Source organism: Ruegeria sp. HKCCD6428, from assembly GCF_013110595.1.
Lineage (GTDB): Bacteria > Pseudomonadota > Alphaproteobacteria > Rhodobacterales > Rhodobacteraceae > Ruegeria.
The window spans coordinates 104,338-127,941 of record NZ_WVQX01000004.1; the positions used below are offsets into that span (position 1 = coordinate 104,338).

The 23,604-nt window shown below is 58.7% G+C and carries 23 protein-coding genes and 1 tRNA gene; 11 read left to right on the forward strand and 13 right to left on the reverse strand.

Annotated elements, in window-relative coordinates; genetic code table 11:
* Nucleotide 1 precedes the first annotated feature (1 nt).
* From GS620_RS11105 to GS620_RS11120, 4 genes are all read right to left on the reverse strand, one after another.
* Nucleotides 2–979, reverse strand: a complete 978-nt coding sequence (locus tag GS620_RS11105) for an ABC transporter permease (protein WP_171615863.1) — start codon at nt 977–979, stop codon at nt 2–4.
* Nucleotides 964–2,499 carry a sugar ABC transporter ATP-binding protein gene (locus GS620_RS11110; protein WP_253283888.1) on the reverse strand — a complete coding sequence of 512 codons (1,536 nt, stop codon included), beginning with the start codon at nt 2,497–2,499 and terminating at the stop codon, nt 964–966. Before GS620_RS11110 ends, GS620_RS11105 begins: the two co-directional genes overlap by 16 nt.
* 67 nt (nt 2,500–2,566) lie before the next feature.
* Nucleotides 2,567–3,541, reverse strand: a complete 975-nt coding sequence (locus GS620_RS11115) for an ABC transporter substrate-binding protein (protein ID WP_152458551.1) — start codon at nt 3,539–3,541, stop codon at nt 2,567–2,569.
* A 55-nt stretch (nt 3,542–3,596) separates the two neighbouring features.
* Nucleotides 3,597–5,063: an aldehyde dehydrogenase family protein gene (locus tag GS620_RS11120; protein ID WP_216597889.1), complete on the reverse strand. Its 1,467-nt coding sequence runs from the start codon at nt 5,061–5,063 to the stop codon at nt 3,597–3,599.
* Nucleotides 5,064–5,229: 166 nt separating this feature from the next.
* Between GS620_RS11120 and GS620_RS11125 the strand changes: the two genes are divergently transcribed.
* Together GS620_RS11125 and GS620_RS11130 are read left to right on the forward strand one after the other, a co-directional pair.
* Entirely contained in the window at nt 5,230–6,330 is a 1,101-nt protein-coding gene (locus GS620_RS11125; protein WP_253283890.1) for a LacI family DNA-binding transcriptional regulator, read from the forward strand.
* A 10-nt stretch (nt 6,331–6,340) separates the two neighbouring features.
* Nucleotides 6,341–7,978, forward strand: coding sequence for a GMC family oxidoreductase (locus GS620_RS11130; RefSeq protein WP_171615865.1), 1,638 nt, complete (start codon nt 6,341–6,343; stop codon nt 7,976–7,978).
* Between the two features lie 425 nt (nt 7,979–8,403).
* Here GS620_RS11130 and GS620_RS11135 read toward each other — a convergent pair.
* Nucleotides 8,404–8,493, reverse strand: a tRNA-Ser gene (locus tag GS620_RS11135).
* A 202-nt stretch (nt 8,494–8,695) separates the two neighbouring features.
* Between GS620_RS11135 and GS620_RS22300 the strand changes: the two genes are divergently transcribed.
* The 8 genes from GS620_RS22300 (at nt 8,696) to GS620_RS11175 (ending at nt 16,266) form a co-directional block, all read left to right on the forward strand.
* Nucleotides 8,696–9,991 (forward strand): SPOR domain-containing protein, encoded by a 1,296-nt coding sequence (locus tag GS620_RS22300; RefSeq protein ID WP_171615867.1) that lies wholly within the window; start codon nt 8,696–8,698, stop codon nt 9,989–9,991.
* 16 nt (nt 9,992–10,007) lie between these two features.
* Entirely contained in the window at nt 10,008–11,174 is a 1,167-nt protein-coding gene (locus GS620_RS11145; protein ID WP_171362553.1) for a D-alanyl-D-alanine carboxypeptidase family protein, read from the forward strand.
* Nucleotides 11,171–11,797, forward strand: coding sequence for a dTMP kinase (tmk, locus tag GS620_RS11150; RefSeq protein WP_171615869.1), 627 nt, complete (start codon nt 11,171–11,173; stop codon nt 11,795–11,797). Before GS620_RS11145 ends, tmk begins: the two co-directional genes overlap by 4 nt.
* A 3-nt stretch (nt 11,798–11,800) precedes the next feature.
* Complete coding sequence (locus GS620_RS11155; protein WP_171615871.1) at nt 11,801–12,922, forward strand: DNA polymerase III subunit delta'; 1,122 nt, start codon at nt 11,801–11,803, stop codon at nt 12,920–12,922.
* Entirely contained in the window at nt 12,919–13,725 is an 807-nt protein-coding gene (locus GS620_RS11160) for a TatD family hydrolase (RefSeq protein WP_171615873.1), read from the forward strand. Before GS620_RS11155 ends, GS620_RS11160 begins: the two co-directional genes overlap by 4 nt.
* The gene (locus tag GS620_RS11165) at nt 13,722–14,519 is read left to right on the forward strand and encodes an MBL fold metallo-hydrolase (RefSeq protein WP_171615875.1); all 798 of its coding nucleotides are present in this window, start codon (nt 13,722–13,724) and stop codon (nt 14,517–14,519) included. Before GS620_RS11160 ends, GS620_RS11165 begins: the two co-directional genes overlap by 4 nt.
* A 54-nt stretch (nt 14,520–14,573) precedes the next feature.
* Nucleotides 14,574–15,506 carry an AEC family transporter gene (locus tag GS620_RS11170; RefSeq protein ID WP_171615877.1) on the forward strand — a complete coding sequence of 311 codons (933 nt, stop codon included), beginning with the start codon at nt 14,574–14,576 and terminating at the stop codon, nt 15,504–15,506.
* Nucleotides 15,507–15,567: 61 nt separating this feature from the next.
* Nucleotides 15,568–16,266, forward strand: coding sequence for a CbiX/SirB N-terminal domain-containing protein (locus tag GS620_RS11175; RefSeq protein ID WP_171615879.1), 699 nt, complete (start codon nt 15,568–15,570; stop codon nt 16,264–16,266).
* A gap of 38 nt (nt 16,267–16,304) precedes the next feature.
* On the opposite strand, the gene GS620_RS11180 is transcribed toward GS620_RS11175, so the two are convergent.
* From GS620_RS11180 to GS620_RS11200, 5 genes are all read right to left on the reverse strand, one after another.
* The gene (locus tag GS620_RS11180; RefSeq protein ID WP_171615890.1) at nt 16,305–17,297 is read right to left on the reverse strand and encodes a GGDEF domain-containing protein; all 993 of its coding nucleotides are present in this window, start codon (nt 17,295–17,297) and stop codon (nt 16,305–16,307) included.
* Complete coding sequence (locus tag GS620_RS11185) at nt 17,294–17,881, reverse strand: heme NO-binding domain-containing protein (RefSeq protein WP_171615892.1); 588 nt, start codon at nt 17,879–17,881, stop codon at nt 17,294–17,296. The genes GS620_RS11180 and GS620_RS11185 overlap by 4 nt, the downstream gene beginning before the upstream one ends.
* A 118-nt stretch (nt 17,882–17,999) precedes the next feature.
* Nucleotides 18,000–19,559 carry a trimethylamine methyltransferase family protein gene (locus GS620_RS11190; RefSeq protein WP_171615894.1) on the reverse strand — a complete coding sequence of 520 codons (1,560 nt, stop codon included), beginning with the start codon at nt 19,557–19,559 and terminating at the stop codon, nt 18,000–18,002.
* A 118-nt stretch (nt 19,560–19,677) separates the two neighbouring features.
* On the reverse strand, nt 19,678–20,370 hold the full coding sequence (locus tag GS620_RS11195; protein ID WP_171615896.1) for an HAD family hydrolase: 693 nt from the start codon (nt 20,368–20,370) through the stop codon (nt 19,678–19,680).
* A 24-nt stretch (nt 20,371–20,394) separates the two neighbouring features.
* Nucleotides 20,395–20,679 carry a DUF3572 domain-containing protein gene (locus GS620_RS11200; RefSeq protein ID WP_171115067.1) on the reverse strand — a complete coding sequence of 95 codons (285 nt, stop codon included), beginning with the start codon at nt 20,677–20,679 and terminating at the stop codon, nt 20,395–20,397.
* Nucleotides 20,680–20,767: 88 nt separating this feature from the next.
* On the opposite strand from GS620_RS11200, the gene GS620_RS11205 reads away from it, so the two are divergent.
* Nucleotides 20,768–22,168, forward strand: coding sequence for a diguanylate cyclase (locus GS620_RS11205; RefSeq protein WP_171615898.1), 1,401 nt, complete (start codon nt 20,768–20,770; stop codon nt 22,166–22,168).
* Between the two features lie 5 nt (nt 22,169–22,173).
* Here GS620_RS11205 and GS620_RS11210 read toward each other — a convergent pair whose 3' ends face one another.
* Genes GS620_RS11210 through GS620_RS11220 form a run of 3 tightly spaced genes read right to left on the reverse strand, consistent with a single transcriptional unit; the run spans nt 22,174 to nt 23,604 of the window.
* Complete coding sequence (locus tag GS620_RS11210) at nt 22,174–22,647, reverse strand: periplasmic heavy metal sensor (RefSeq protein ID WP_171615900.1); 474 nt, start codon at nt 22,645–22,647, stop codon at nt 22,174–22,176.
* Nucleotides 22,644–22,997, reverse strand: a complete 354-nt coding sequence (locus tag GS620_RS11215; protein WP_171615903.1) for a hypothetical protein — start codon at nt 22,995–22,997, stop codon at nt 22,644–22,646. The genes GS620_RS11210 and GS620_RS11215 overlap by 4 nt, the downstream gene beginning before the upstream one ends.
* Nucleotides 22,987–23,604, reverse strand: coding sequence for an RNA polymerase sigma factor (locus GS620_RS11220; protein ID WP_171205471.1), 618 nt, complete (start codon nt 23,602–23,604; stop codon nt 22,987–22,989). Before GS620_RS11220 ends, GS620_RS11215 begins: the two co-directional genes overlap by 11 nt.

Below are 23,604 nucleotides of genomic sequence, written 5' to 3' on the forward strand. Positions count from 1 at the left end.
ATCAAGCCCTCCGAAACTGCTGGACCCAAACGGCCAGGATAATGATGACGGCCTTGGCTATTAGCGCAACTTCGTCCTCTACCCCGTTGGCCAGCAACGTATATTTGACCAACTGGATGATCACGGCTCCCAGAATGGCGCCAAAGATCGGCGCCCGCCCGCCTTGTAAAAGCGCCCCGCCCACAACCGCGGCCGCGATGGCATCAAGTTCCATCAGATTGCCGTTGCGCGCAGCGTCCGAGGCCGAGTTGATCGCAACCACGATCAGACCCGCCAGGCCCGCAAGCACCGCGCAGATGACATAAGCCCCGATCTTGACCCGCCAGACGGGACCGCCCGACAGATATGCCGCGCGTTCATTGCCGCCTATTGCCAGCAGGTAACGGCCCCATGTGGTTCTGGTGATCACCCAGAACAGCACACAGGCAATGGCCAGCGCCAGCCAGCCTTGAAACGGCAAGCCAAGCACTTTTCCGGTTCCAAGATAACTGAATGAAGGGTTTGAAAATGTCTGTAGGTTCCCGTTCGTCAAAACCTGGGCAATACCGCGACCAGAGATGAAGAGAATGAGCGTTGCCACAATGGGCTGAACGTTCAATATGGCAACCATCACTCCGTTGAACACCCCGCATAACCCTGCGATGAACAGCGGCAGGATAATGGCCAAAGTGACGCCGAGCATTGGATTAGCGACTCCCAGATCCGACAGAAATATCAGCGGGGCCAGCGCCCCCGCCAGAGCCATGACCGCGCCAACCGACAGATCAATCCCACCCGTGGCGATGACCAGCGTCATACCCATGGCCACGATGGCGATCGTGGCAACCTGGCTGATATTTACGAACAAAGTTTGCAGTTGCAGGAAATTGGGGGTGAAAAACGCGTTGAACACCAGCAGGGCGACCAACGCGGCGATGCCGCCGTGAAAGCGGAAGGGCATCGATGCGACCCGTTGCGGCAACTTCATTGCGCGGTCCATGAACCAGTTCCTTCTTCATGATGCGCAAGCGCGCGCACCAGTATGTTCTCGGTAATCCCGGGGTTTGTCAGCTCCTTGACCGAACGCCCCTCGTGCATGACAACGATGCGGTCGGCACCTTCTACCAGTTCTTCGAATTCCGAACTGATGAGGACAACGCCGAACCCCTTTTCGACATAAGACCGAATGAACGACTGGATCTCTCGCTTGGCACCGACATCCACGCCTCGGGTCGGCTCGTCCAGTATCAAGATGTCGGGCTGCGTCGCCAGCCAGCGAGCAAGCAACACCTTTTGCTGGTTGCCGCCGGACAATTCGCGAATGGGCTGGTCCATATGCGCCGCCTTGATGCCCAGATCGTCGATAAAGGCCTGAACGATCTCGCGCTCGCGGGCAAAGTCGATTTGACCACGGCTGGCCAGTTTCGGCAGCAGGGCCAGCGTCATGTTCTCGCGCACGGACATGTCTGGAATGATCCCTTCGGCCTTGCGATCTTCGGTCAGAAAGCCGACGCCGTTTGCGATCGCGTCACCCGGTCCGGACGGTTGACCGACCGTGCCATGCAACTCGATTGCGCCGCTGCGTTTCCCGTCCACTCCGAACAAAGCGCGCGCCGCCTCGGTCCGGCCAGAGCCCAGCAATCCGCCCAACCCGACGATTTCCCCACGGTGGAGCGTGAGGTCGAAATGCGTCAGCCGCGGGCCTGTTGAAACAGAGTCCGCCCGTAAAACGATATCGCCTTTCTTGGCCTTGGCACCTGCGAAGTCCGTCAAACCGTCTGCCGCGATCTCATCCTTGTTGCGGCCCAGCATGTCCGCGATCATTTCCAGTTTGGTCGTGTCCTGGACGTTACGCGTGCTGACGGTGCGCCCATCTCGCATCGTTGTGACTCGATCGCATATTTGGAACAGCTCATCGAGGAAATGCGAAACATAAAGAACAGACACGCCCTGTTTCTTCAACTCGCGCACAACACCGAACAGCACCTCGACTTCGCTGGCATCCAGCGACGACGTGGGTTCGTCCATGATGACAAGTTTCGCATCCAGCGAAACAGCCCGCGCAATTGCAACCAACTGCTGGATCGCTGTCGAGAAATTTCCTAACGGCTCGGTCACGTCGATATCTATGCCAAAGCGCGTAAGCACCTCGCGTGCGCGCCTGTTGCCCTTGCGCCAGTCGACCAGAAAGCCGAGACGTTTGGGCTCGTACCCCATGATGATGTTCTCGGTCACTGACCGCAGAGGCACCAGGTTGAGCTCTTGATAGATTGTGGCAATTCCGGATTCCTGTGCTTCGCGCGGGGTGGAAATGCGGCTTGGCACACCGGCCAGATGGACGTCACCGACATCCCGGTCGTACACTCCGGTCAGAACCTTGATCATCGTCGATTTACCGGCACCGTTCTGGCCGATCAGCGCATGAACCTCGCCGGGTGCGATCTCAAGGCTGGCCTGGCTGAGTGCCGGTACACCGGCAAAGGACTTTTCAATTCCCGACATCGAGACGAGCGCATTCATGAGATGTCTTCCTCCGATTGCTTGCAGGCGGCGCCGACCACAGGCCAGCACCACCCACCAGGGAGAATCAATAGGCTTCGTCGATGTGATCGGCCGCATTGTCCTTGGTAAAGATGCGATCTTCGACCTTCACCCATTCCGGGATCGTCTCGCCAGCCGCGTATTTCTTCATGACTTCACAGGCCAATGGGCCAAAGAAGGGCGAGCTTTCCACCGTTACCCCCATCTTGCCATCGATAATGGCCTGAAGCGCGTCGCGTGTCCCGTCGATCGAAACGATGGTCACGTCCTCGCCGGGCTTGCGCCCAGCCAGTTCCAAGGCCTGAATCGCGCCGATCGCCATCTCGTCATTATGGGCGTAAACCACGTTCACGTCTGGATGCGCCTGAAGCAGGGTTTCCATCACTTGTCGACCCAGGTCGCGTGCAAAATCACCGGTCTGAGAGGCCACGATCTCAAAACGGTCATCCGCTGCAATCGCGTCGTCGAAACCTTTTTTGCGGTCATTTGCAGGTGAAGACCCTGTCGTGCCTTCCAACTGTACAATGATGCCTTTGTCGCCGTCGAAATTCTCCATCAGCCATTGTGCGGCCCGGCTGCCCTGATCAATGAAGTCGGACCCAAGGAATGCCACGAAATGCTCGCCCGGCTTGGCAACGGCCGGATCAACCGAGCGGTCCACCAGAAAGGTTGGGATTCCCGCAGCACGGGCCTTCATAACGGCAGGGATTAGCGGCTTTTCTTCCCGCGGGGGCAGGAACAGAACGTCGATACCTTGCGCGATCATGCTGTCCACATCCGCAACCTGCTTGGCAGCAGATCCAGCCGCATCCGTCGCGATCAGATCCCAGCCACAGGCCTCGGCCGTGTCATGGAACGATTTCGTCTCAGCAATGCGCCACGGGTTGTTCGACTCCATCTGCGCAAAGCCGACCTTGTAGCGATCCTTCTGCTCAAGCGGTGGTAGATCCTGTGCCATCGCCGTAGTGCCCAAGAGCGCACCCGCGACAACAGTCGAGATCAAAAGAGTTCTGCGTTTCATGGTTATTCCTCCTCCATTGGTGCGGTCGCCTCCATTTTGACCGCAAGTTTTCAGGTCATGCCCAATTCATGTAAGTCGTCTGTTTCCTCAGATAGCCATCGAAGCCATAAGCGCCGTCTTCACCCCCAACACCGGACAGCCCCCAACCGGTGTGAAATCCCTGCACGGCTTCGCCATTCGAGCGGTTCAGGTACAATTCGCCGAACTTCAATCGGCTCGGGGCCTCCATCAATCGGCGGTGCGATGCCGTAAAGAGATAGGCAGACAGCCCGAATGAAGTGTCATTCGCAAAACTTATCGCCTGATCAAAACCCTCGACTCGCATGGCTGTCGCGACGGGGCCAAAGACCTCCTCTTGCATCGCGGCATTGCCGTTGTCGGAGACCTCGAGAACGGTCGGGGACATCCAGTGCCCCTTGCGATGCGCGCCGTCCGTCAAGGGCCCACCTTCGAGATGGACCGTGGCACCTTCGGCGATGCTGCGTTGGATGATATTAGCGACCTTGGTCACCTCGACTTTACTGACTTTGGGACCCAGATCGCAGTCTTCCATGGGATCCCCGATCGACAAAGCGCGGGCTGCGGACACGAATTTTTCAAGGAACTGATCCGCAATGTCGTGATGCAGATACATCCGCTCGTTGCAGGTACAAATCTGGCCGCAATTGGCAAACCGGGCGCCAATGGCGGCCGAGACTGCGGCATCAATATCCGCATCCTCCATCACTATGAACGGAGCCTTACCGCCAAGCTCGAGCCGGACGACCTTGATTCGGTCGGCCGCGGCGCGAAATATCTCTTTCCCGGCGCGTGTGCTGCCGGTCATCGTGATCAGTGATGTATCGGGGTGTTCGACCAGCCGCTGCCCCACCACCGGCCCCTTCCCCGTCAGAACATTCAGAACACCGGGCGGAAACCCGACCTTGTCGGCAAGCTCGGCGACCGCAAGACCGGACAACGGCGTGATTTCATGCCCCAACAGAACAACGGTGTTGCCCGCGACCAGCGCGGGTCCGACCTTCCTGGCGGCCAATGCCAAGGGGTAGTTCCAGGCCGTCAAAGCAACAACAACGCCATAAGGATGACGCCGGATCTGGATTTCCTCGGACTTGTTGTCCGATGCCACTATGTCACCCGAAATCCTCCGGGCCTCTTCAGCTGCATGGCAAAGAAAAGTGACGGCGGCATCTACTTCACCTCGGGCTTGCGAGATCGGCTTGCCCTGCTCGGCCGTGATCAGAGCTGCCAGACGACCGGCGTCGGCCCGGATAGCCTCGGCGAGCTTCAGAACCAATCGCGCCCGCTCGATCGCCGGGCGCGAAGACCACGCGCCAAAAGCGCGGCGGGCCGCCTCGACCGCTGCATCCGCATGAGCGGCAGTGCCATCTGGAACTTGCGCAACGATCTCTTCATTTGCAGGGTTCTCGACATCAACCGTGCCCGCGCCAAAGTCGGCAAAGCGGCCATCGACAAACATCGAATGGCGAATGACTTGACCCAACTCCCCCACTACAGATCGCAATTTCGCCTCCCGCGCTTGCTCGGCCAAACCACAGTGGCGACCGCACCGTCGATCAAAACACTAATAATATTATTTCGTCAACACTAATATTAATTATTAGTCACTAATATTAGTTGCGCACCTTCTGCATAGTCGATAAAAAGGATGCGAACAAAAAGGTTGAGCGATGAACAATCAAGCGAACAAAGCCGGGCAGCACAGGGGTGTGGGACGAGTCGCGGGCCGGCAGCGCGTAACGATGCACGACATTGCACGCGTCGCCGGATGCTCGCAGACGACAGTATCGCTGGTCCTCAACAAAAACGATTCCGTCAAAATCTCCGAGGACACCAAGCAACGAGTCCTGGATGCCGCCAACACGCTTGGATACGCCATGCCCTCTCAACTCAGGAAACCCCAGGACAGCGCGCGCCGGCCCGCGGCGTTGGACAGAACCATCGCTTTTGTCGTGGATGATCTGGCGTCGAGCCCCGAAATGGTAAACGCGTTCAATGGCGTGAAACAGGCCGTTCGGGACACCGGAAATCTTGTATTGCTGGCAGAAACCCAAAACGACCCCGAGGTCGAGCCCAGAACGCTTAGTTATTTCCTCGACCAACAGGTTGCGGGCATCATTTACGCAACCGTTTTCACCCGGCGGGTGGTTGTTCCGGAAATCCTCAGGCAGACCGCTACCCCGGTTCTGCTGCTGAACTGTTTTTGTGACGACCTCTCTTTTCCTGCTGTGATCCCCGGCGAAGTCGCTGCTGGACATACGGCGACCAACGCCCTGATCAAGGCTGGGCACAAGCGAATCGCCACCATCACCGGCGAGCCGTTCATGGAATGCGCCGCAGGACGTACGACCGGGTATAGAAACGCTTTGGCTTCTGCCGACATTCCATTTGACGAGGACTTGGTCATCGAGGGCAACTGGCTGCCCAGCGCAGGCTATGCTGCCACGCGTGAATTGATGGACCTGCACTCTCCGCCAACCGCCATTTTCTGCCAAAATGACCGCATGGCGATCGGCTGCTATGAAGCGCTCAAGGAACTTGGCCTGTCCATCCCCGAGGACATCTCGGTCATCGGATTTGACGATGACGAAACCGCGCGACACCTGTCGCCGCCCCTGACCTCGATGATCCTTCCTACTCGGGCGATGGGACGCTGGGTCGTCGAACAACTGTTCCACGGACCAACTGATGGTCAGCGGCACCCTCTCGTGAAGCTTGAATGCGAACTGGTCGAGCGCGACTCGATCAGCGAACCCAAACGCCGGACCTGAAGGCGAAATCATGACGGAAACCTTTGATCACATCGTCATCGGCGGCGGCTCTGCCGGCGCCGCAGCCGCAGCGCGACTGGTCAACCAGGGCAAGTGCAGGGTTCTGGTGTTAGAGGCCGGTCATTCGCATCGCCATCCGTTGCTGGACATGCCGCCGGGCATCTTCAAGATGATCAACGGGTCAAAGTTCATGACCTATCACAAAACTGAACCGCAAGACCATCTGGACGGTCGTGTGCATGACATTCCGCAGGCCAATGTGTTGGGCGGCGGGTCTTCCGTTAATGCGCAGGTCTATATGCGTGGTCGCCCTTCTGATTATGACGCGTGGGACGACCTGCTACGACAGACCAACGACGGGGTCGGCTGGGGATGGGACGATGTACTGCCCTATTTCCGCAGGATGGAAGACAATAACAGGCTTCACAATGACCTGCATGGCAGCGACGGTCCGGTGCAGGTTTCGGATCCGGGGCATATCGATGACATGTCCCGTTGGTTCGTCCAGTCGGTTCAGGCCCTTGGCGAACCATTCAACACGGACTTCAACGGCGCAACGCAGCGTGGTGTCGGGTTCTATCAGTTCACCAATCGCGCTGGAAAGCGCAGCTCGTCGGCCTATGCTTTCCTCGCCCCTCTAGAGATGAACCCGAACTTGACCATCCGGCTTGGCGCAACGGTCAGCAAAGTCATCATTGAGAACGACAGGGCGGTCGGGGTGCAGTACCGGGACAAACGCGGAGCAAACACCGTCCGGTGCGATGGTGAGGTTGTCCTTGCTGCGGGCGCTCTGGTCACGCCGAAAATCCTAATGCTGTCAGGTATCGGACCGGATGCACAACTTGCAGAACACGGTATTCCCGTCATCTGCCCATTGCCCGGGGTCGGACAGAACCTAATCGACCACCCCGAAGTTCCCATCACCGCCTTTGCCAATGGTCCTTACGGATATTTCAAACAAGGTGAGGGCTGGCGGATGCTGCGCAACGGCATCCAGTTCAAACTGTTCGGCAGCGGCCCGGTGACTTCCGCGGGGGTCGAAGCCGGCGCCTTTGTCAATCCGTCAAATCCCGACGGAGAACCGACCATTCAGGCCTTTTGCGTGCCCATCGTCTATCTGGATCGCGACGCGCTGGACGAGGTGCAGGATGACTTTGGCCTGACCGTTACGACCGTGGTGGTCAAACCGAAATCACGCGGAGAGGTTCGGCTTCGCTCGGCCGATCCTCACGCCATGCCGGTGGTCTCGCCCAACCTTCTGAAGCATGAAGACGACATGCAGGAGATGATCCGGGGGCAGCAGTTCTTTCGCCGGGCATTCACGTCCGGCCCGCTTGCGCGAAGGATCCGCGAAATCGTCATTCCAACAGCGGATGACGATCAGACGTTGCGAGCACATTGCAAGCGGTTTGTGAAAACCAACTATCACCCGGCGGGCACCGCGAAAATGGGCCGGGACGGCGACGGAATGGCCGTGCTGGACGCCAGAATGCGCGTGCGCGGGATCGAGAGCTTGCGGGTGTGCGACATGTCCGCCGTGCCGGACATCAACGCCGGCAACACAAACGCACCTGCCATGATGCTGGGTGAACGATGCGCCGACCTGATCCTTGGCATCGGTTCGGCCCGCGAGATACGCAATTCCTGACCTGAGCTGCGACGTCACCATTGGTTGATCCAACTTCTGACGCAATGAAATGGCCCCCGCCCTGCCCGTTGCACCGAAAACAGAATACCCTCCTGCCACAAGCCGTCAGGACGTTCCCCGCCAAAGGTGCAGGAGCGTGTGGCATACGCCCTACAGAAAGTTGTCCCGCCTGGGCGTGAAACAATCGATCAACTCTCCGGCAGTAAGGCAAACACACCCATGGCTTGCACCGGACGGAATGATCAGGCTGTCAACAAGTCCCACCCAAAGCGACCCTGCCAAAACGCGACAATGAGCCCGGGGCCTGTCTCGTGCGCCGAGGGTACGGTCTGCTTCGCCTCTGATGGATAGCGCATGCGTCAAATCGCTGGAATTGCGCCTCAATTCCGGATCAGAAAACACAACTGAAGTGAAACGGGTATGAGTGGCGGGGAGACAGGGATTCGAACCCTGGGGACGCTCTCACGCCCAACGGTTTTCAAGACCGCCGCATTCGACCACTCTGCCACCTCCCCGTCGAAAGCAGGGTCTAAGGCGAAGTTCGCGCAGAGGCAAGTCGAAATCGGGAAATCTTGCCGAAGCCCATGCAGCGGTCTTTCCATGACACTTCAGCCACGTTATGATCCGTACGAAAGACCGCAACAGGCTGGCACACAGAACCAGCAGATCGGCAGTGGGGTTCGGAAAACGAAACCCCTTCAGGCAAGGGAAAAGCAGATGAAGCGAGCGATCGAGACACGCCCGGGGCCTAAACGGCTGGCGTATCTGGCGTTGACTTTGACGATACTGGCCGGATGCGAAGAAGTTTTGTCAACTTCTGAATCGACTGAAAAACCGGAAGACAATTCGGGAAAAACAGAACTCCTGCCCGAGGTGACTTCCGGCTCTCAGCGTGATGTCGAGGCCCCTGAGGTTTTTCAGACAACCGAAGCAGGGCTTTGGGATGGCCGGCCTTCTCTTGGCGGGATATGGGTTGCGCACCCGGATGCGTCCCAACCTGAACGTGTCGTGATCAAAAACACGTCCAACAACAAATCGGTGACCGGTGCCTTGTTCCGGCGCGAGCGCAATTTGCCCGGACCCGCGCTTCAGGTGTCGTCCGCTGCCGCGAAAGAACTGGGAATGCTTGCGGGCGCGCCGACAAAAGTCAGCGTCGTCGCACTGCGCCGTGAAAAGATCGAAGAACCATCGTCGGAGGATACTCCAGAGGCAGAAGAATCGGCCGCTGAAACCACGGCCGCGGTTGCTGATGGAGCTTCCGACACGCAAGCGTCCGCAGAGCCGGAAAAACCGGTCAAACGGAAGTGGTGGCAGAAAAAGGAACCAGCCGCCGCGGCTGGTACGGCTGCGGTTGCAGCCGGTGCGGCCAGTTCATCCGATGAAACGGCTGATGACGTCGAGCCCGCAAGCGAAGATGCCGAGACTACCACATCAACCGTCGATCAGGCCGATGCACCTGCCGAAAAACCTGCAAAGCGGAAATGGTGGCAGAAGAAAGCCCCCGCCGCTGCGGCTGCGGGAACGGCCGTGGCCGCGGCAGACACAGCAACCGAAAGCGCAGAGGTAGCCGCCGAAGCCGCTGCGGCCGTGGCATCGCCCTCTTTGTCGGATGCAACGGTCACGCCCCCTGCCGAAAAACCTGCCAAGCGGAAATGGTGGCAAAAGAAAGACCCCGCCGCGATCACCGAAACACCGCTGGACCCGGCAGAGGGGGCCGCAGCAGCAATTGATGCGTCAGACGCCACGCCTGTTGCAGCAGCCACAACGTCGGCGACATCTTTGAGCAAACCGTATGTTCAGATTGGAACTTTCAGCGTTGAGGCAAACGCCAAGTCAGCAGCCCAAAAGGTGCGTCGCAACGGATTGCCCACAGTTGTTCGGGAACTGAAAACAGCGAATAGTACAGTCTGGCGCGTGCTGGTCGGCCCCGCCACAACCCGGGCCGAGCGCAAAGCCTTTCAAAAGGACGTGAAAGACCTTGGCTTCAAAGATGCGTTCACGGTAACCGACTAATTCAGGGAGGCGTAACATGCTGTCCTCAATACGAACATCTGTTCTGGCTCTTGGGCTTGCCGTTCTGGCGATACCAGCCCAGGCTTTTGATACATCCGCCCGCGCGGCTTACGTGATCGACCAAACCACCGGTACCGTTCTGCTGTCGAAAGAAGCCGACCAACCGTTGCCGCCTGCGTCGATGTCCAAGCTCATGACGCTTTATGTTGCGTTCGAAGCATTGCGGGACGGACGCTTGACGCTGGACGAAACTCTGCCTGTTTCGGAACACGCGATGAGCTATGGCGGCTCGACGATGTTCCTGAATACGCAGGATCGCGTTCGTGTCGAAGATCTGCTGCGCGGCATTATCGTTTTGTCGGGCAATGACGCCTGCGTCGTCATTGCCGAGGCGCTCAGCCCGGATGGAACCGAAGCGGGATTTGCGCGATACATGACCCAGCGGGCCAAGCAGATGGGTATGAACAATTCGAACTTCGCAAATTCGAACGGCTGGCCCGCCGCCGGGCATATGATGTCGGCTCATGATCTGGCCGTTCTTGCAGACCGGCTGATCACCGACTTTCCGGAATACTATCCCCTTTTCGCCGAAGAAGTTTTCGAATTCGATGGCCGCGCGCCGTCAAACGCCCGCAACCGCAACCCGCTGCTGCGGCTGGATATCGGCGCAGATGGCCTGAAAACCGGCCATACACAAGAAGCGGGCTATGGCCTTGTCGGGTCCGCCAAACAAGGCGACAGGCGTGTGATCTTTGTGCTGACGGGTCTCGACAGCACCGGCCAACGGGCAGAGGAGGCTGAGGCCGTGGTTAACTGGTCGTTTCGAAATTTTGTCGAGAGGACAGTTGCCACCGCGGAAACGCCGATAGCCGAAGCCAAACTGTGGATGGGCGAGAAAAAGACCGTGGGGCTTGTTCCCGAAGGTGATCTGAATGTGCTGTTCCCGGTTCTGGGCACTCAGAATGTCGAGGCCGAAGTGGTCTATGAGGGCCCGATCAACGCGCCCGTCAAAAAAGGTCAGCAACTGGCCGAACTGGTGATCAAGCCCGAAGGGTTGCCGGAAATCCGGCGCCCGCTGGTGGCAGCCGAAGATGTTGCGATTGGCGGGTTTATGGTGCGCATGCTGACCGTCGGCGGTATCGTGTTGAAAGACGTGATCAACAACCCGCTGGAGTCGATGTGACGAAAGCGGGGTTATTTCTGACCTTCGAAGGCATTGACGGTTCAGGAAAGTCAACACAGGCGCGGATGCTGGCGGAACATCTGCGCGCGCAGGGTCACGAGGTGGTACTGACGCGCGAACCCGGCGGTTCTGCGGGGGCCGAGGAAATTCGCAGCCTGGTTTTGGAGGGCGACCCGGATCGCTGGTCGGCCGAGACCGAGATTTTGCTGTTCACAGCAGCCCGCCGCGACCATCTGGAGCGTACAATCGAGCCCGCGCTGGCGGCAGGGAAGGTGGTGATCTGCGACCGCTTTGCTGACAGCACACGTATGTATCAGGGCTTGTCCCGGGGTGACCTGCGAAATCTGGTGGATCAGTTGCACAGCCTGATGATCGGGCGCGAACCGGACATGACGCTGCTGATCGATATGGACCCTGAAACGGGCCTGGCACGCGCCAAGGGGCGACAAGGCACCGAAGAACGGTTCGAGGATTTTGGCCCGGAATTGCAGAAGAAGATGCGCGCCGGCTTTCTGGCGCTGGCCGATGAGTTCTCCGACAGGTTTCACATCGTGGATGGCAACAGGGACATGGACAGCGTTGCGCAGGATGTGACAGAAATCGTCCAGGCAGCACTGCGGTAGACGATGAGCGACGATATCCCTTCTCCGGATCAGGTGCCGGGCGCACCACATCCGCGCGAAACCGTTCGGCTTTTTGGCCAGGATGCGGCTGAACAGGCATTCCTGACCGCCTACACGTCGGACCGTTTGCATCACGGTTGGCTGCTGACAGGGCCACGCGGTGTCGGCAAGGCGACCCTTGCCTGGCGAATTGCAAGGTTTCTGCTTGCCACGCCGCCGGTCGAGGATGGCGGGTTGTTCGGCGCGCCGCCTCTGCCCGAGACGCTCGATATCGATCCCGATCACCCGGTGGCCCATCGCATTCAGGCCGGGGCAGAACCGGGTTTGGCGGCGATAACCCGGTCGCTGAACGATCAGGGACGGCTGCGCGGTGAGATCGTCGTGGATGACATCCGCAAGCTCGGGAAATTTTTTGGCCTGTCCTCTGCGGACGGCGGCCGCCGCGTCGTGATCGTGGATTCAGCAGACGAAATGAACGTCAGCGCCGCCAACGCGTTGCTGAAAATGCTGGAAGAGCCGCCTGCCCGCACCACCCTTTTGCTGGTATCGCATCAACCCTCACGCCTTTTGCCAACCATCCGTTCGCGCTGTCGCACGCTGCGCCTCGGTCCGCTGAACGCGCAAAACATGCAAGCCGCCCTGTCACAAACGGAAACCGAAATTCCCGCGCAGACAGAACACCTTGCCGCGCTTGCCGCAGGTTCAGTCGGAGACGCCGTGCGTTTGATCAATCTGGGTGGTCTGGACATCTATGCCGAACTGATCGCCATTCTGGGCACCCTGCCCCGCATGGACCGCCAGCGCGCGCTGGCCCTAGCCGAAGCGGCAGCACAGCGCGGCGCGGCGGACCGGTTCGAACTTTTGCTTACCCTGATCGACATCGCTCTGTCACGGCTGGCCCTGACCGGGGCAACGGGCACGCCCCCGCTTCCTGAAGCCGCCCCCAACGAGGGTGAAACACTGGCGCGTCTGTCAGCATCGCCAAATCAAGCCCGTCGCTGGGCCGAGGTCGCCGCAACGATCACAGCCCGAGCGCGACATGGTCAGGCAGTCAACCTTGACCCTGCCGCTCTGGTCCTAGATACGGTGTTCAAGATACAGGAAACTGCCGGTCAGAACAGATGAGCGACACCCCCCAGATTACCGACAGCCATTGCCATCTGGACTTCCCGGATTTCGAAGGCCAGTTGGACGACATCATCGCGCGTGCTGCCCAGGCTGGCGTGACCCGGATGGTGACGATCTGCACCAAACTGCGCAACGAACCGGCCGTCCGTGCGATTGCCGAAGCCCACGCGCCGGTCTTCTATGCCGCCGGCACACACCCGATGAGCGCCGCGGACGAGCCATTGGCCTCGGTCGATGATCTGGTCGCCCTGACACGGCATCCTAAATTCGTCGGTATCGGTGAAACCGGCTTGGACTACCACTATACCGCCGACAGTGCCGAAGTGCAGAAACAGTCACTGCGCATTCATATCGAAGCGGCCCAGCGCACCGGGTTGCCCCTGATCATTCACGCCCGCGCAGCTGATGAAGATATGGCCCGCATTCTGGCCGAAGAATATCGCAACGCACCCTATTCCTGCGTCATGCACTGCTTCTCATCGTCTGCTCAATTGGCCAAGGCCGCGCTGGAGCTGGGGTTTTATCTGTCCATGTCCGGCATCGCAGCCTTTCCGAAAAGCCAGGAGTTGCGCGATATCTTCGCAAACGCCCCGGTGGACAGGATTCTGGTGGAAACTGACGCGCCCTATCTGGCCCCGCCGCCCTATCGCGGCAAACGAAACGAGCCGGCCTATACTGTGCACACGGCCCAAAAGGGGGCCGAAATCTTTGGCATGGACTATGCCGCCTTTGCTGATCAGACACAGACGAACTTCGACCGGCTGTTTACCAAAGCGGCATCATACAAGGCCGCCGCATGACCGGCTTCCGATTTACAATTCTGGGCTGCGGGTCCTCTGGCGGCGTGCCGCGGCTGGGCGGTCAGTGGGGCCATTGTGATCCTGCGAACCCCAAGAACATCCGGCGCCGCTGTTCGATGCTGGTCGAACGCGACGGGCCAGATGGGACAACCTCGGTTCTGATCGACACCACGCCGGATATGCGCAGCCAGTTGCTGGATACGGGTACAGGGCGGTTGGATGGGGTCGTCTATACGCACTCCCACGCAGACCATGTGCATGGAATCGATGATTTGCGCATGATCGTGTTCAACATGAAAACCCGCGTTCCCGTTTGGGCGGATGGAGACACCCAGAACGCCTTGTTGGGGCGGTTTGGATACGCGTTCATTCAGCCGGAAGGCTCTCCTTATCCTCCGATACTCGAGCTCAAGTCCATCAACGGTCCATTTGAAATCAACGGCCCCGGCGGCCCGATTCCGTTTCGTCCTTTTAAAGTGAATCACGGTTCGATCGATTCCCTTGGATTCCGCATAGGGCAACTCGCCTATCTTCCGGATGTCGCCGAGATCTACGACGATGCCTGGCCCGAAATGAAAGGGCTGGACTGCCTTGTCATCGACGCCCTGCGCCGCTCACCTCATCCAACGCATGCGCATCTGGAAAAGACGCTTGGGTGGATCGAAAAACTCCAACCGAAGCGCGCGGTTCTGACCAACATGCATATCGATCTCGACTATGCCACCGTCGATGCTGAAACCCCCGACCACATCACCCCCGCCTTCGACGGGATGGTGATCCATCAGTCGCAGTAGGCCGCTGCCCGTCGCCCGCATGATATCGCAGCAGGCCCGTCGCACGGGGGCCACATGCTGCAAAGCCTGATCGACGTCATTCTTCCGGTTTTCCTTGTAATCGGGGCCGGGTATACGGCAACCCGCACGGGGTACTTCAAAGAAGCGCATGTCGATGGGCTGATGAAGTTCACCCAAGGCTTTGCGATTCCCTGCCTTTTGTTCCTGGCCATTGCGCATCTGGACCTCAGCGCCAGTTTCGACCCCCGGCTTTTGGCCAGTTTCTATTCCGCTGCCGCCCTGTGTTTCACAGCAGGCCTGTTCGGCGCACGCATCATTTTCGGGCGCGATTGGGAAGATTGCGTCGCCATCGGGTTTTGTTGCCTGTTCTCGAACTCTGTCCTCTTGGGCCTGCCGATTACCGAACGCGCATATGGGCCCGAGAACCTGACGGGCAACTACGCGATCATCGCCTTCCATTCTCCGTTTTGTTACGGCGTCGGGATCACGGTGATGGAGGTCGTGCGAAATCGCGGTCATGGAGGCATCCGCATGGCACGGTCTGTTTTGTCCGCAATGTTCAAGAACGCGCTGATCCTTGGTATCGCCCTTGGGTTTCTGGTCAACCTATCCGGTCTGGCGATCCCTGCCGTGGTCGACGAAGCGCTGGGGTTGATCACCCGTGCTGCCCTGCCCGGGGCGTTGTTTGCCTTGGGCGGAGTGCTGGTCAAATACAAGCCCGAAGGCGACCTGCGCACCATCGCATATGTTTGCTGTATCTCGTTGATGCTGCATCCCAGCCTGGTGTGGATGTTCGGCAAATCCGTGGGCCTGCCGCAGGATCTGTTTCGGTCGGGCGTATTGAATGCCGCCATGGCTCCGGGTTTCAACGCCTATATTTTCGCCAATATGTATGGTCGCGCAAAACGGGTCGCAGCGTCGGCCGTGCTTATCGGAACAGCCTCGTCCATTCTGACCGTCTGGCTATGGCTGACACTTCTGGGCTAACTGTGGTGTTGACTTCAGGTCGACGTGAAACACCTATCGCGCAACGCAGCAGGAGATCCGAATGTCACATGCAATTATCGTCGCTCATGGCCAACCGTCTGACCCGGAACCGGCCGAAGCTGCACTTGCTGCATTCGCAGCCAAGGTCAACGCGCTGACCCAGCATGTGGCGGTGCATTCGGCCACTCTGGCCGCGCCGGGCGCGTTGGAGGCGAAGCTGGACCGCGCGCCCGACAATTCGGTCATCTATCCACTTTTCATGGCAAAGGGGTGGTTTGTCACCAGCGCGTTACCCAAACGGCTTGGGCACCATCCGGCAAAGATTTTGGACCCGCTTGGAATTGACCCGGACCTGCCGGCCCTGACCGCAGAGGCCCTGCAATCGGAATTGTCCGACAAACACTGGGCCGCTCGGTCCACCGATCTGGTCATTGCCGCGCATGGTTCCGGGCGCAGCCGGAACCCGTCGTCCGTGGCGTTGCAGTTTGCGAAACAGCTTGCGGGATTGGTGGCTTTCAAATCTGTTCGCGTCGGTTTCGTCGAAGAGCCACCTTCCATATCTGACGCTGCCAACGGCACCGAAGATCAGGCGCTGTGCCTTCCGTTCTTTGCCTGTGCCGGAGGGCACGTGCAGGAAGACGTCCCGCAAGAGCTGGATCGCGCGGGGTTTTCAGGCGTGGTCCTGCCGGTGGTGGGAGAGTTGCCTCCGATCCGGCAACAGATAGCCAAGAAGATAAATGAGGCATTCGATTCAGCCTGAAGCCCCGATGCGTTGCCCATCGTGTTTCCCGGGCGAATTCAGGTTTGCGCCTTGCTCAACGCTGAATACATGCGATGGCATGACCGGCCGTCACGTTTGGCCTGATAAAGGGCCAAATCTGCTGCGTGAAGAATGTCGGCGGCGTTGGGGCAGTCGAACTGCGTGGACAAGGCGGTGCCAATACTGGCCGAGATCGTACAGCTTTGATTCTGAAACGTCATCGGTTCATTCAACCTTGATATCAGGCGCCCAGCAATGCAGGCCAGAGTATCTTCCCGCGTCAGATCTTTGAAAACAATAACGAATTCATCCCCGCCGACCCGGGCCACAGTGTCGTTGCTTCGTGTTTCCTCCTGCATGATGCGGGCGGCCTGCTGCAAGACGAAATCACCAGCCGCATGACCCAGCTTGTCATTCACGGCTTTGAAAAAATCCAGATCCAGATGCATGAGCGCGAAGGTGGAATTTCCCGAGATCAAATGCTCGAGCAAGTGATCCATTGCCCTGCGGTTCTTCAGTCCGGTCAACGTGTCGGTATAGGCCTGCTCTTCGGCGGCAAGCATCGCACCCTGAAGCCGAAGGTTGAGAGAGCGGGATGCCTCCATCGCGGCGGATTTGGCTTCGACCAGATACAACAGCTCGATCGCCAGATCCGTGCCCGAGAAATCAGCACTAGTCAGCGCATAGTCCCGTACCGCATCCAAAATCGAGATACCAAATGACAGATTGATGACCGCACCACCTGAATGCGGCAAAGGAGCGACCAAGCCTTTGAGGATTGTACGGGGTTCATCATGGAACCTCAGATGCAGCTTCGCCCCCGCCATTGACATCAGGGCGGGAACGGTTGTGATCGTTCTGGGGCGGATAAGTTCAAATACATCCAGAAAACCCTGCCCCACCAGCGGCAATTCTGGTCGCAACTTTTGCAGGGTCGGACCTGCTTGTTGAATATGCCCGTTTTGGTCCACCAACAGGAACATCGGGCAAAGCGTTTCCAGCAGACCAGCCAGTTCTTGGGTATCTGTCATCCGTTCCGAGCCCCCAGATCAAAATGCCGCCCCTCAGCAAATGCGCTTTCAACCAACATGATGGAAATGACGTCACTCCCTTGCTGCTGCCCCTCGTGTGACAGCATCACCAGCGCACCATAGTCATCCGCCATTGCGCGCAGGACCCCAACCATGACATTGGAGTACCCGGGCAGGCCCGGGGAACAACTCAGTTGAAATTCCGTGGCTGACAGCTCTCTCAGTTCCAAGGTCGGCAGGGTCAAATCAGACACCGCCAGCCGTACGCGGTCCGCCAGATCGTCGAGCGAATGAAGAAACTCGACATAGCTGACGCCGCCAAACCTGAGAAGGCGGCGCAGCCCTTCCATATTCGGGTGAGACACGAGATACGTTCCCAAGTCCTCAAAGACTTCGGCTTGCGGCCGGTCGAGGTCGGCGCTCAGCGCCTCCATTACCTTGGACGTCATGTCATCGTCATAGACGAGCATGGCTTCAAACTCGACAAACCCCAGCCGCGCGGCGTCGGTCACGCGCAACCAGCAGGATCGCCCGTAGGTCGCACAGACAAAGGACTGTATCGCCCGATTGATCAGACCATGCATCAGATGCCCCAGATTTGTGTCCTGTGCACTGTGGCCGGAAAAACCTTAACAAATAGCCAAAATCCACCCTGAGTTGTAGCGAATTCAACCGAGTATCAACTCGATACCACCCGTCCGGTCAGAAATCCGTGGGCGCGCCGCCTTCCGCTTTGCGGCGTTCGACAAAAGCGGCCAGTTCCTCGCGAATACCTTCATCCATCGGGGGGGCTTCAAAGCTTGAGATGATCTCCTTGAACATGTGATGCGCGCGTTCTGCGGTCCAGATACCGCCGGCGACCTCCCATCCTTCATAGTTTTTCCAGTCACTCAGGAAGGGTTGATAGAACGCCGTGGTATAGCGATCCTGCGTATGCTGAATGCCGAAGAAATGGCCGTCATTGCCGACTGCCCTGATCGCATCCAGGGCAATCTCGTCCGGCCCTGTGGCGGTCAACTCGGGGTTCATATAGCGTTGAATTTGCTGTAGGATTTCGCAGTCCATGATGAACTTTTCCGGGCTGGCGATCAGACCGCCCTCAAGCCAACCGGCTGCGTGGTAGACCATATTGGTGCCCGATTGCACGGCGGCCCAAAGCGAGTTCGAAGTCTCCCACACCGACTGCCCGTCCGGCACATTTGCCGCACAAACACCCGAAGACCGCATGGGCAAACCATAGAACCGCGCCATCTGGCCGGTCATCTGGGTCGAACGCATATATTCCGGTGTTCCAAAGGCCGGCGCGCCGGATTTCATATCCACATTCGACGTGAATGTACCGATCACACAGGGAATACCGGGGCGCACGTATTGGAACAGCGCAATGGCACACAGCGCCTCGGCCAAGGACTGCGCCACGGCACCCGCCATGGTAACGGGGGCCATCGCACCCGCCAGCGTAAAGGGCGTGACAACAATCGCCTGACCACGCCGCGCCAGGCGCAGACACCCGTCGATCATCGGGTGATCGTGTTTCAGCGGCGAGGTCGAGTTGATATTGGTATACATCCGCGGCGCGGCTTCGAACTCCTCGTGACTCAAACCGCCTGCGATGCGCACCATCTCCATGACATCTTCGACGCGTTCCTTGCCCAGCGAATAGGCGTGCATCGCCTTGTCGGTCAGGGTCAGCTTGTCGTACAGCACGTCCAGATGGCGCACGCTGGCGTGGATATCGACCGGCTCGACCGGGTATCCGCCGGCGAAATGGATGCAGTTGAAGTATTGCGTCAGCTTCAGAAGGTTCCGGCACATCTCACGATTGCCCGGTACTTTTTTCCCGATCTCCATGTCCCAGTAATTCGGTGGGGAAGAGACGTTGCCGAACAGGATGTTCTTCCCGCCGATTTCGATCTTGCGATCCGGATTGCGAGGGGTGATCGAAAAACGGCTGGGAGCCTTGGCGATCATCTCCATGACAAAGTCCCGCCCCATGCGGACATTGTCGCCGTCGATGGTGCAACCCGCCTCGCGCAGGATGCCTATTGCCTCTTCGTTGTAAAACTCGATCCCGATCTCTTCGAGGATGCGCATCGCCCCTTCATGGATCGCTTCGATGCCGGCCTGATCCAAAGGTTCTGTGGGTCGATCGATGTTGACCGGCGGATCCCAAGGCATCTGGTCAATCGCTGCACTGCCCCTGCGCGCAGCCGCCCCTGCGCGCCCTCCTCCGCGGCGCTTGCGTGTCTTGGTCTCGGCCATCGGTGCCTCCTGTTCTTGCTTTCGTAAAGCAAGCCCTGAAGAGACGCCTATGGCCGCTCCGTCTGCGACAGAATATGTCGGTTTTTCATCCCGTTTTGTCGAATCTCGGATTTGAAAATCAGATTTTGGCCAACCATTCGGGAATATGTCCGATATCCGGCAAAATCACATCCGCCATCGGAGCCAATGCATCCGCCTCGGCCAAACCGGTCAAAACACCGATCGTGGTCATCCCCGCCGCACGCCCGGCCTGCAAGTCATGAAGACTGTCACCCACCATCGCTATACGAGATGGCTCGACCCCGATATGGGCGGCAAAGGCCAGCAACTGGCCCGGTCCCGGCTTGAACCCGTGACCACTGTCATACCCGGCGACGAAATCGAAATGCCCCCTTATTCCGACAGATTCGAGATGCTGCAAAGCGGGATGTTCACTGTCATTCGTCGCAACGCCCAGCTTGATTCCGGAATTTTGCAGACCTTCCAGGAAAGGAACCAATGGCACGGCGGGCACCTGCGGGGCCGAGGCGGCCTCGGAGTTCATCAAATCAATGATCTCCTGCAAGGTTACGCCATCGACATGGGCAATCAGAACTTCTGCGATTTCCTCGACCGTGGCGGCGATTACAATACTGTCTTCGGTATATTTCCCTTGCTCGAAATCATATCCGATGACACGGCCAAGCTTGGTCGCGCGATCTTCGTCCCCGTTGGACAGGCGCAACAGCATCGAGCGTCCGAACCCTCCCCACGTATTGGCAAAGTCAAACAGCGTGCCATCTTTGTCAAAGATGATCGCATCTATCGGCATCCGGTGCTCCTGCGGAAAATATGGTTATGTCCAGTGTATCTCAGCGCCGCCGGACAATACCGCCCTTGCCTGGGCGGGAAGATCATAGGCGAGTGAATTGGCGTCACAAAACGCCATGACCCACGAATCGTCAAGCACCAGAAAATCAAGAACCGATGCCAGAAACTCGGTATCGCTTGCCCGATCGCGCACATCCTCGATCGATGCGCCCGTAGAGCCCAGAAAAACAGGCAAAAGCTCGTCATTTCTGACCAGCCAGGCCAGGGCCGTCAGCGCAAGAGTTTCGGCGGAATCAGAGGATATCGGCATAAACTTGGGTCAGATCCGGTCTTGGAAAGGGTTTGTTAACCAGAGTCATAAACACTTTGTTCACGCATGCAATCAACGGTGAACAACTATGTCTGTGCAGGGAACCATCCTTGTCCTCGACGGGGTATCGACCAATCGCATCATGCTGAAGGTACAGCTGACGGCGGCCTGGTATCACGTGGTGCAGGGCGAAAAGCTTGAAGGGTTGCCCGGACTCGTGCGGCGTACGCAACCGGATCTGGTTCTGACGGCCCAGACGTTGCCGGACGGAACGGCTGCGGATGTGAAGAAGGCGATCGCGAAGGAACCCGGCCTTGACGACGTTCCGGTCGTGGTGATTGCCGCGCAAAATGACCGGGACGCCCGGCTGCGGGCGTTGAAGGACGGGCTGGATGATGTTCTGACGCACCCGTTCAAAGACACTTTGTTGTTGGCGCGGATTCGCAGCCTTCTGCGTGCCCGTGCGGCCACTCAGGATTTGCAGGTCAGCAACGGATCGCAACCGATTGGCTTCGCAGAGCCGGCCCAACCGGTAATCAGACCGTTCAAAGCGGCGCGGGTTGATATTCTGACCCACACGGCCCGAAACGGCACGCTTTGGCAAAAGGCCCTGGAAGATCAACGTCAATTTGATTTGAACTGGCATCTTCAGTCAAACCTGCGAGGTGTTTTGTCCGGCTCTGTTCCTGATGCGATCGTGGTTGAACTGGGCTCGAACCCGGCAGGTCTGAATATCCTTGCCGACCTGAGATCACGCGGCGTGACCCGGCACACAGTTTTGATCGGGGTGCTGAAAGACGAAGACGCCGGACAAGCTTCGGAAGCTCTGGACCGAGGGGCCGATGCCGTCTGTCTCGGCGGGTTCTGCGCGCAGGAGATCCTGCTGCGGCTTGAAAACCAGATTGCCCGCAAGGCGCGGCTGGATCAGATGCGGGTCTCTCTCAAAAGGGGTATCGCGGAATCCTGGATCGACCCGTTGACCGGGCTGCACAATCGCCGCTACGCCATGCGCGCGCTGGATCAGATCGCGCGCCAATCCGCCAGAACGGGGCGCAGTTTTGCCATCATGCTGGCCGATCTGGATCACTTCAAGGCAATCAATGATGGCCATGGCCATGCAAGCGGCGATTACGTTTTGACGCAAGCGGCGGAACGAATGCAAAATGCCTTGGGATCCCGTGGCTTTGTCGCTCGCATCGGCGGTGAAGAGTTCATGATCGGGGTACCGGATGTGTCGCCCAAACAGGCGTTGAACCTAGCCGAAACCGTTTGTGACAGCATCTGTCAGTCCCCGTTCCTGTTGCCGGACCATGGGGCACAAGTTGATGTGACGGTCAGTATCGGGTTGAAGTTGTCTCAGGTCGGTTTCGCCCGGCAAGACTGTGCGGCTGAAAGCGTGGAAAACCTTATCAAATCCGCGGACAAAGCGCTGTATGCTGCGAAGAAGGCAGGGCGCAATCAGGTGAGTATCAGGCAAAGTGCCGCCTGATCTGTTCAGTCTCTTTTCTTGTGCCCATGCGGCCCGCGTTTGACGACCTCCTGCAATCGGTCTGCATAGGCCTGCCGCTCATCATCACTCATGGCGGTCACACGTGCCAGCCATTGCGTTTGCAAGGCCTGCTGCAAATCGGCGGTGGCCTGTGCTTGTTGTTGCAACAGAACCTGAACGGCCACCGGGTCAAAGGGCGTTGCACGCAACGCCTGACTGAGCGCTTCAAAATCCTGAGCACGACCCTTGGATCCCTTTTTGTGCAGGCCCGTCAGCTCGCCTCGCATCGCCTTTCGATCATCCTTGGGCAGGGCCCGGTACAACGTGGGGCCGAAGCCGGGCGGTGATTTGGCATGATCCCCACCTCTCAGGCGCAATACGGTGCCCACAGCGACACCGACAACCAGCAGGTTCAGCGCCAGTGACAGGGCCAGGACGACAGGCACCCACCTGCGTTTGGGCTTGGGATCAGCGTTCATTCCGTGCTCTCCAGAAAACTCGAGTCAAATCCAAGGTCCGCGACGAGGAAGGGTGTCTCCTCTGACGTCAACAGGTTGGCCGGGTCCGGCAGAAAGCCCGGTGCGGAAAACCCGATCCAGACCCCGGCAGCGCTTGCGGCGACAAGCCCGCCAAGGCCCTGCCATCCTCCTACATTGCTTATCAACCTGTTCCATATCGAAGGCATCGGCTGCGGTGCGGGCGCAAGGCGACCGAGGCGAACAGTTTCAGCATCCGTCTGGATGCGCACGGCAAGATCGTCTGGCAGTGCTGGTCGCTGCCGCTGTGCCTGTGCAAACAAGTGATCCAGTTCCAGGTCTTCATCCGCCATTGTCATACCCCAGTTCTTCGCGTCGTCCGGCCAAGATCGCGGTCAGGCTGCGCTTGCCTCTTGCGGTCAGGCTTTCAACTGCTTCTACCGAAATGCCCATTATCCCGGCAATCTCGGGGTTGGGCAGCTCTTCAATATGGCGCAGCACGACCGCTTGTCGCTGCCGCTCGGGCAGCTCAGCCAAAGCCGACTGCAGGGCATCCTTGCGCGCCTCGTCCTGCATGCGGTCAACAACGCTGGCCTTGCCATCTTCGGGTTCGGGAACGTCCGACAACCTGTCGGGTGTCTTCTTGCGCCTGATGTCCACGCACAGGTTCAGCGTCACCCGATACAGCCAGGTCGATACCTTGGCCTGACCCGAAACCCAATTCGGCGCCATCTGCCACAACCGCATCATCGCATCCTGCGTCACGTCTTCCGCCTCGGCCCGATTGCCCAACATGCGCAAAGCAACCGAGTAACAGCGAGGCCCCAAACGATCGGTCAGGATCCGTGCCGCCCCCGCCTCGCCGTCGGCGAATTGCCTCAGCAACGCATCGTCGCTGAGTGTGTTCGCGGTGCAACCCGCACCGCGAACATCTTGTGGGTGGGAGGTCAGGTCCTCCAT

Bases quoted from the DNA above. Each gene is read 5' to 3' on its own strand.
- GS620_RS11215 (WP_171615903.1), bottom strand. From the start codon at position 22,997: ATGGCGGATGAAGACCTGGAACTGGATCACTTGTTTGCACAGGCACAG.
- GS620_RS11165 (WP_171615875.1), top strand. From the start codon at position 13,722: ATGACCGGCTTCCGATTTACAATTCTGGGCTGCGGGTCCTCTGGCGGC.
- GS620_RS22300 (WP_171615867.1), top strand. From the start codon at position 8,696: ATGAAGCGAGCGATCGAGACACGCCCGGGGCCTAAACGGCTGGCGTAT.
- GS620_RS11155 (WP_171615871.1), top strand. From the start codon at position 11,801: ATGAGCGACGATATCCCTTCTCCGGATCAGGTGCCGGGCGCACCACAT.
- GS620_RS11210 (WP_171615900.1), bottom strand. From the start codon at position 22,647: ATGAACGCTGATCCCAAGCCCAAACGCAGGTGGGTGCCTGTCGTCCTG.
- GS620_RS11195 (WP_171615896.1), bottom strand. From the start codon at position 20,370: ATGCCGATAGATGCGATCATCTTTGACAAAGATGGCACGCTGTTTGAC.
- GS620_RS11115 (WP_152458551.1), bottom strand. From the start codon at position 3,541: ATGAAACGCAGAACTCTTTTGATCTCGACTGTTGTCGCGGGTGCGCTC.
- GS620_RS11185 (WP_171615892.1), bottom strand. From the start codon at position 17,881: ATGCATGGTCTGATCAATCGGGCGATACAGTCCTTTGTCTGTGCGACC.
- GS620_RS11200 (WP_171115067.1), bottom strand. From the start codon at position 20,679: ATGCCGATATCCTCTGATTCCGCCGAAACTCTTGCGCTGACGGCCCTG.
- GS620_RS11205 (WP_171615898.1), top strand. From the start codon at position 20,768: ATGTCTGTGCAGGGAACCATCCTTGTCCTCGACGGGGTATCGACCAAT.
- GS620_RS11105 (WP_171615863.1), bottom strand. From the start codon at position 979: ATGGACCGCGCAATGAAGTTGCCGCAACGGGTCGCATCGATGCCCTTC.
- GS620_RS11175 (WP_171615879.1), top strand. From the start codon at position 15,568: ATGTCACATGCAATTATCGTCGCTCATGGCCAACCGTCTGACCCGGAA.
- GS620_RS11170 (WP_171615877.1), top strand. From the start codon at position 14,574: ATGCTGCAAAGCCTGATCGACGTCATTCTTCCGGTTTTCCTTGTAATC.
- GS620_RS11180 (WP_171615890.1), bottom strand. From the start codon at position 17,297: ATGACAGATACCCAAGAACTGGCTGGTCTGCTGGAAACGCTTTGCCCG.
- GS620_RS11110 (WP_253283888.1), bottom strand. From the start codon at position 2,499: ATGAATGCGCTCGTCTCGATGTCGGGAATTGAAAAGTCCTTTGCCGGT.
- GS620_RS11145 (WP_171362553.1), top strand. From the start codon at position 10,008: ATGCTGTCCTCAATACGAACATCTGTTCTGGCTCTTGGGCTTGCCGTT.
- GS620_RS11220 (WP_171205471.1), bottom strand. From the start codon at position 23,604: ATGGAGGACCTGACCTCCCACCCACAAGATGTTCGCGGTGCGGGTTGC.
- GS620_RS11190 (WP_171615894.1), bottom strand. From the start codon at position 19,559: ATGGCCGAGACCAAGACACGCAAGCGCCGCGGAGGAGGGCGCGCAGGG.
- GS620_RS11125 (WP_253283890.1), top strand. From the start codon at position 5,230: ATGAACAATCAAGCGAACAAAGCCGGGCAGCACAGGGGTGTGGGACGA.
- GS620_RS11160 (WP_171615873.1), top strand. From the start codon at position 12,919: ATGAGCGACACCCCCCAGATTACCGACAGCCATTGCCATCTGGACTTC.
- GS620_RS11130 (WP_171615865.1), top strand. From the start codon at position 6,341: ATGACGGAAACCTTTGATCACATCGTCATCGGCGGCGGCTCTGCCGGC.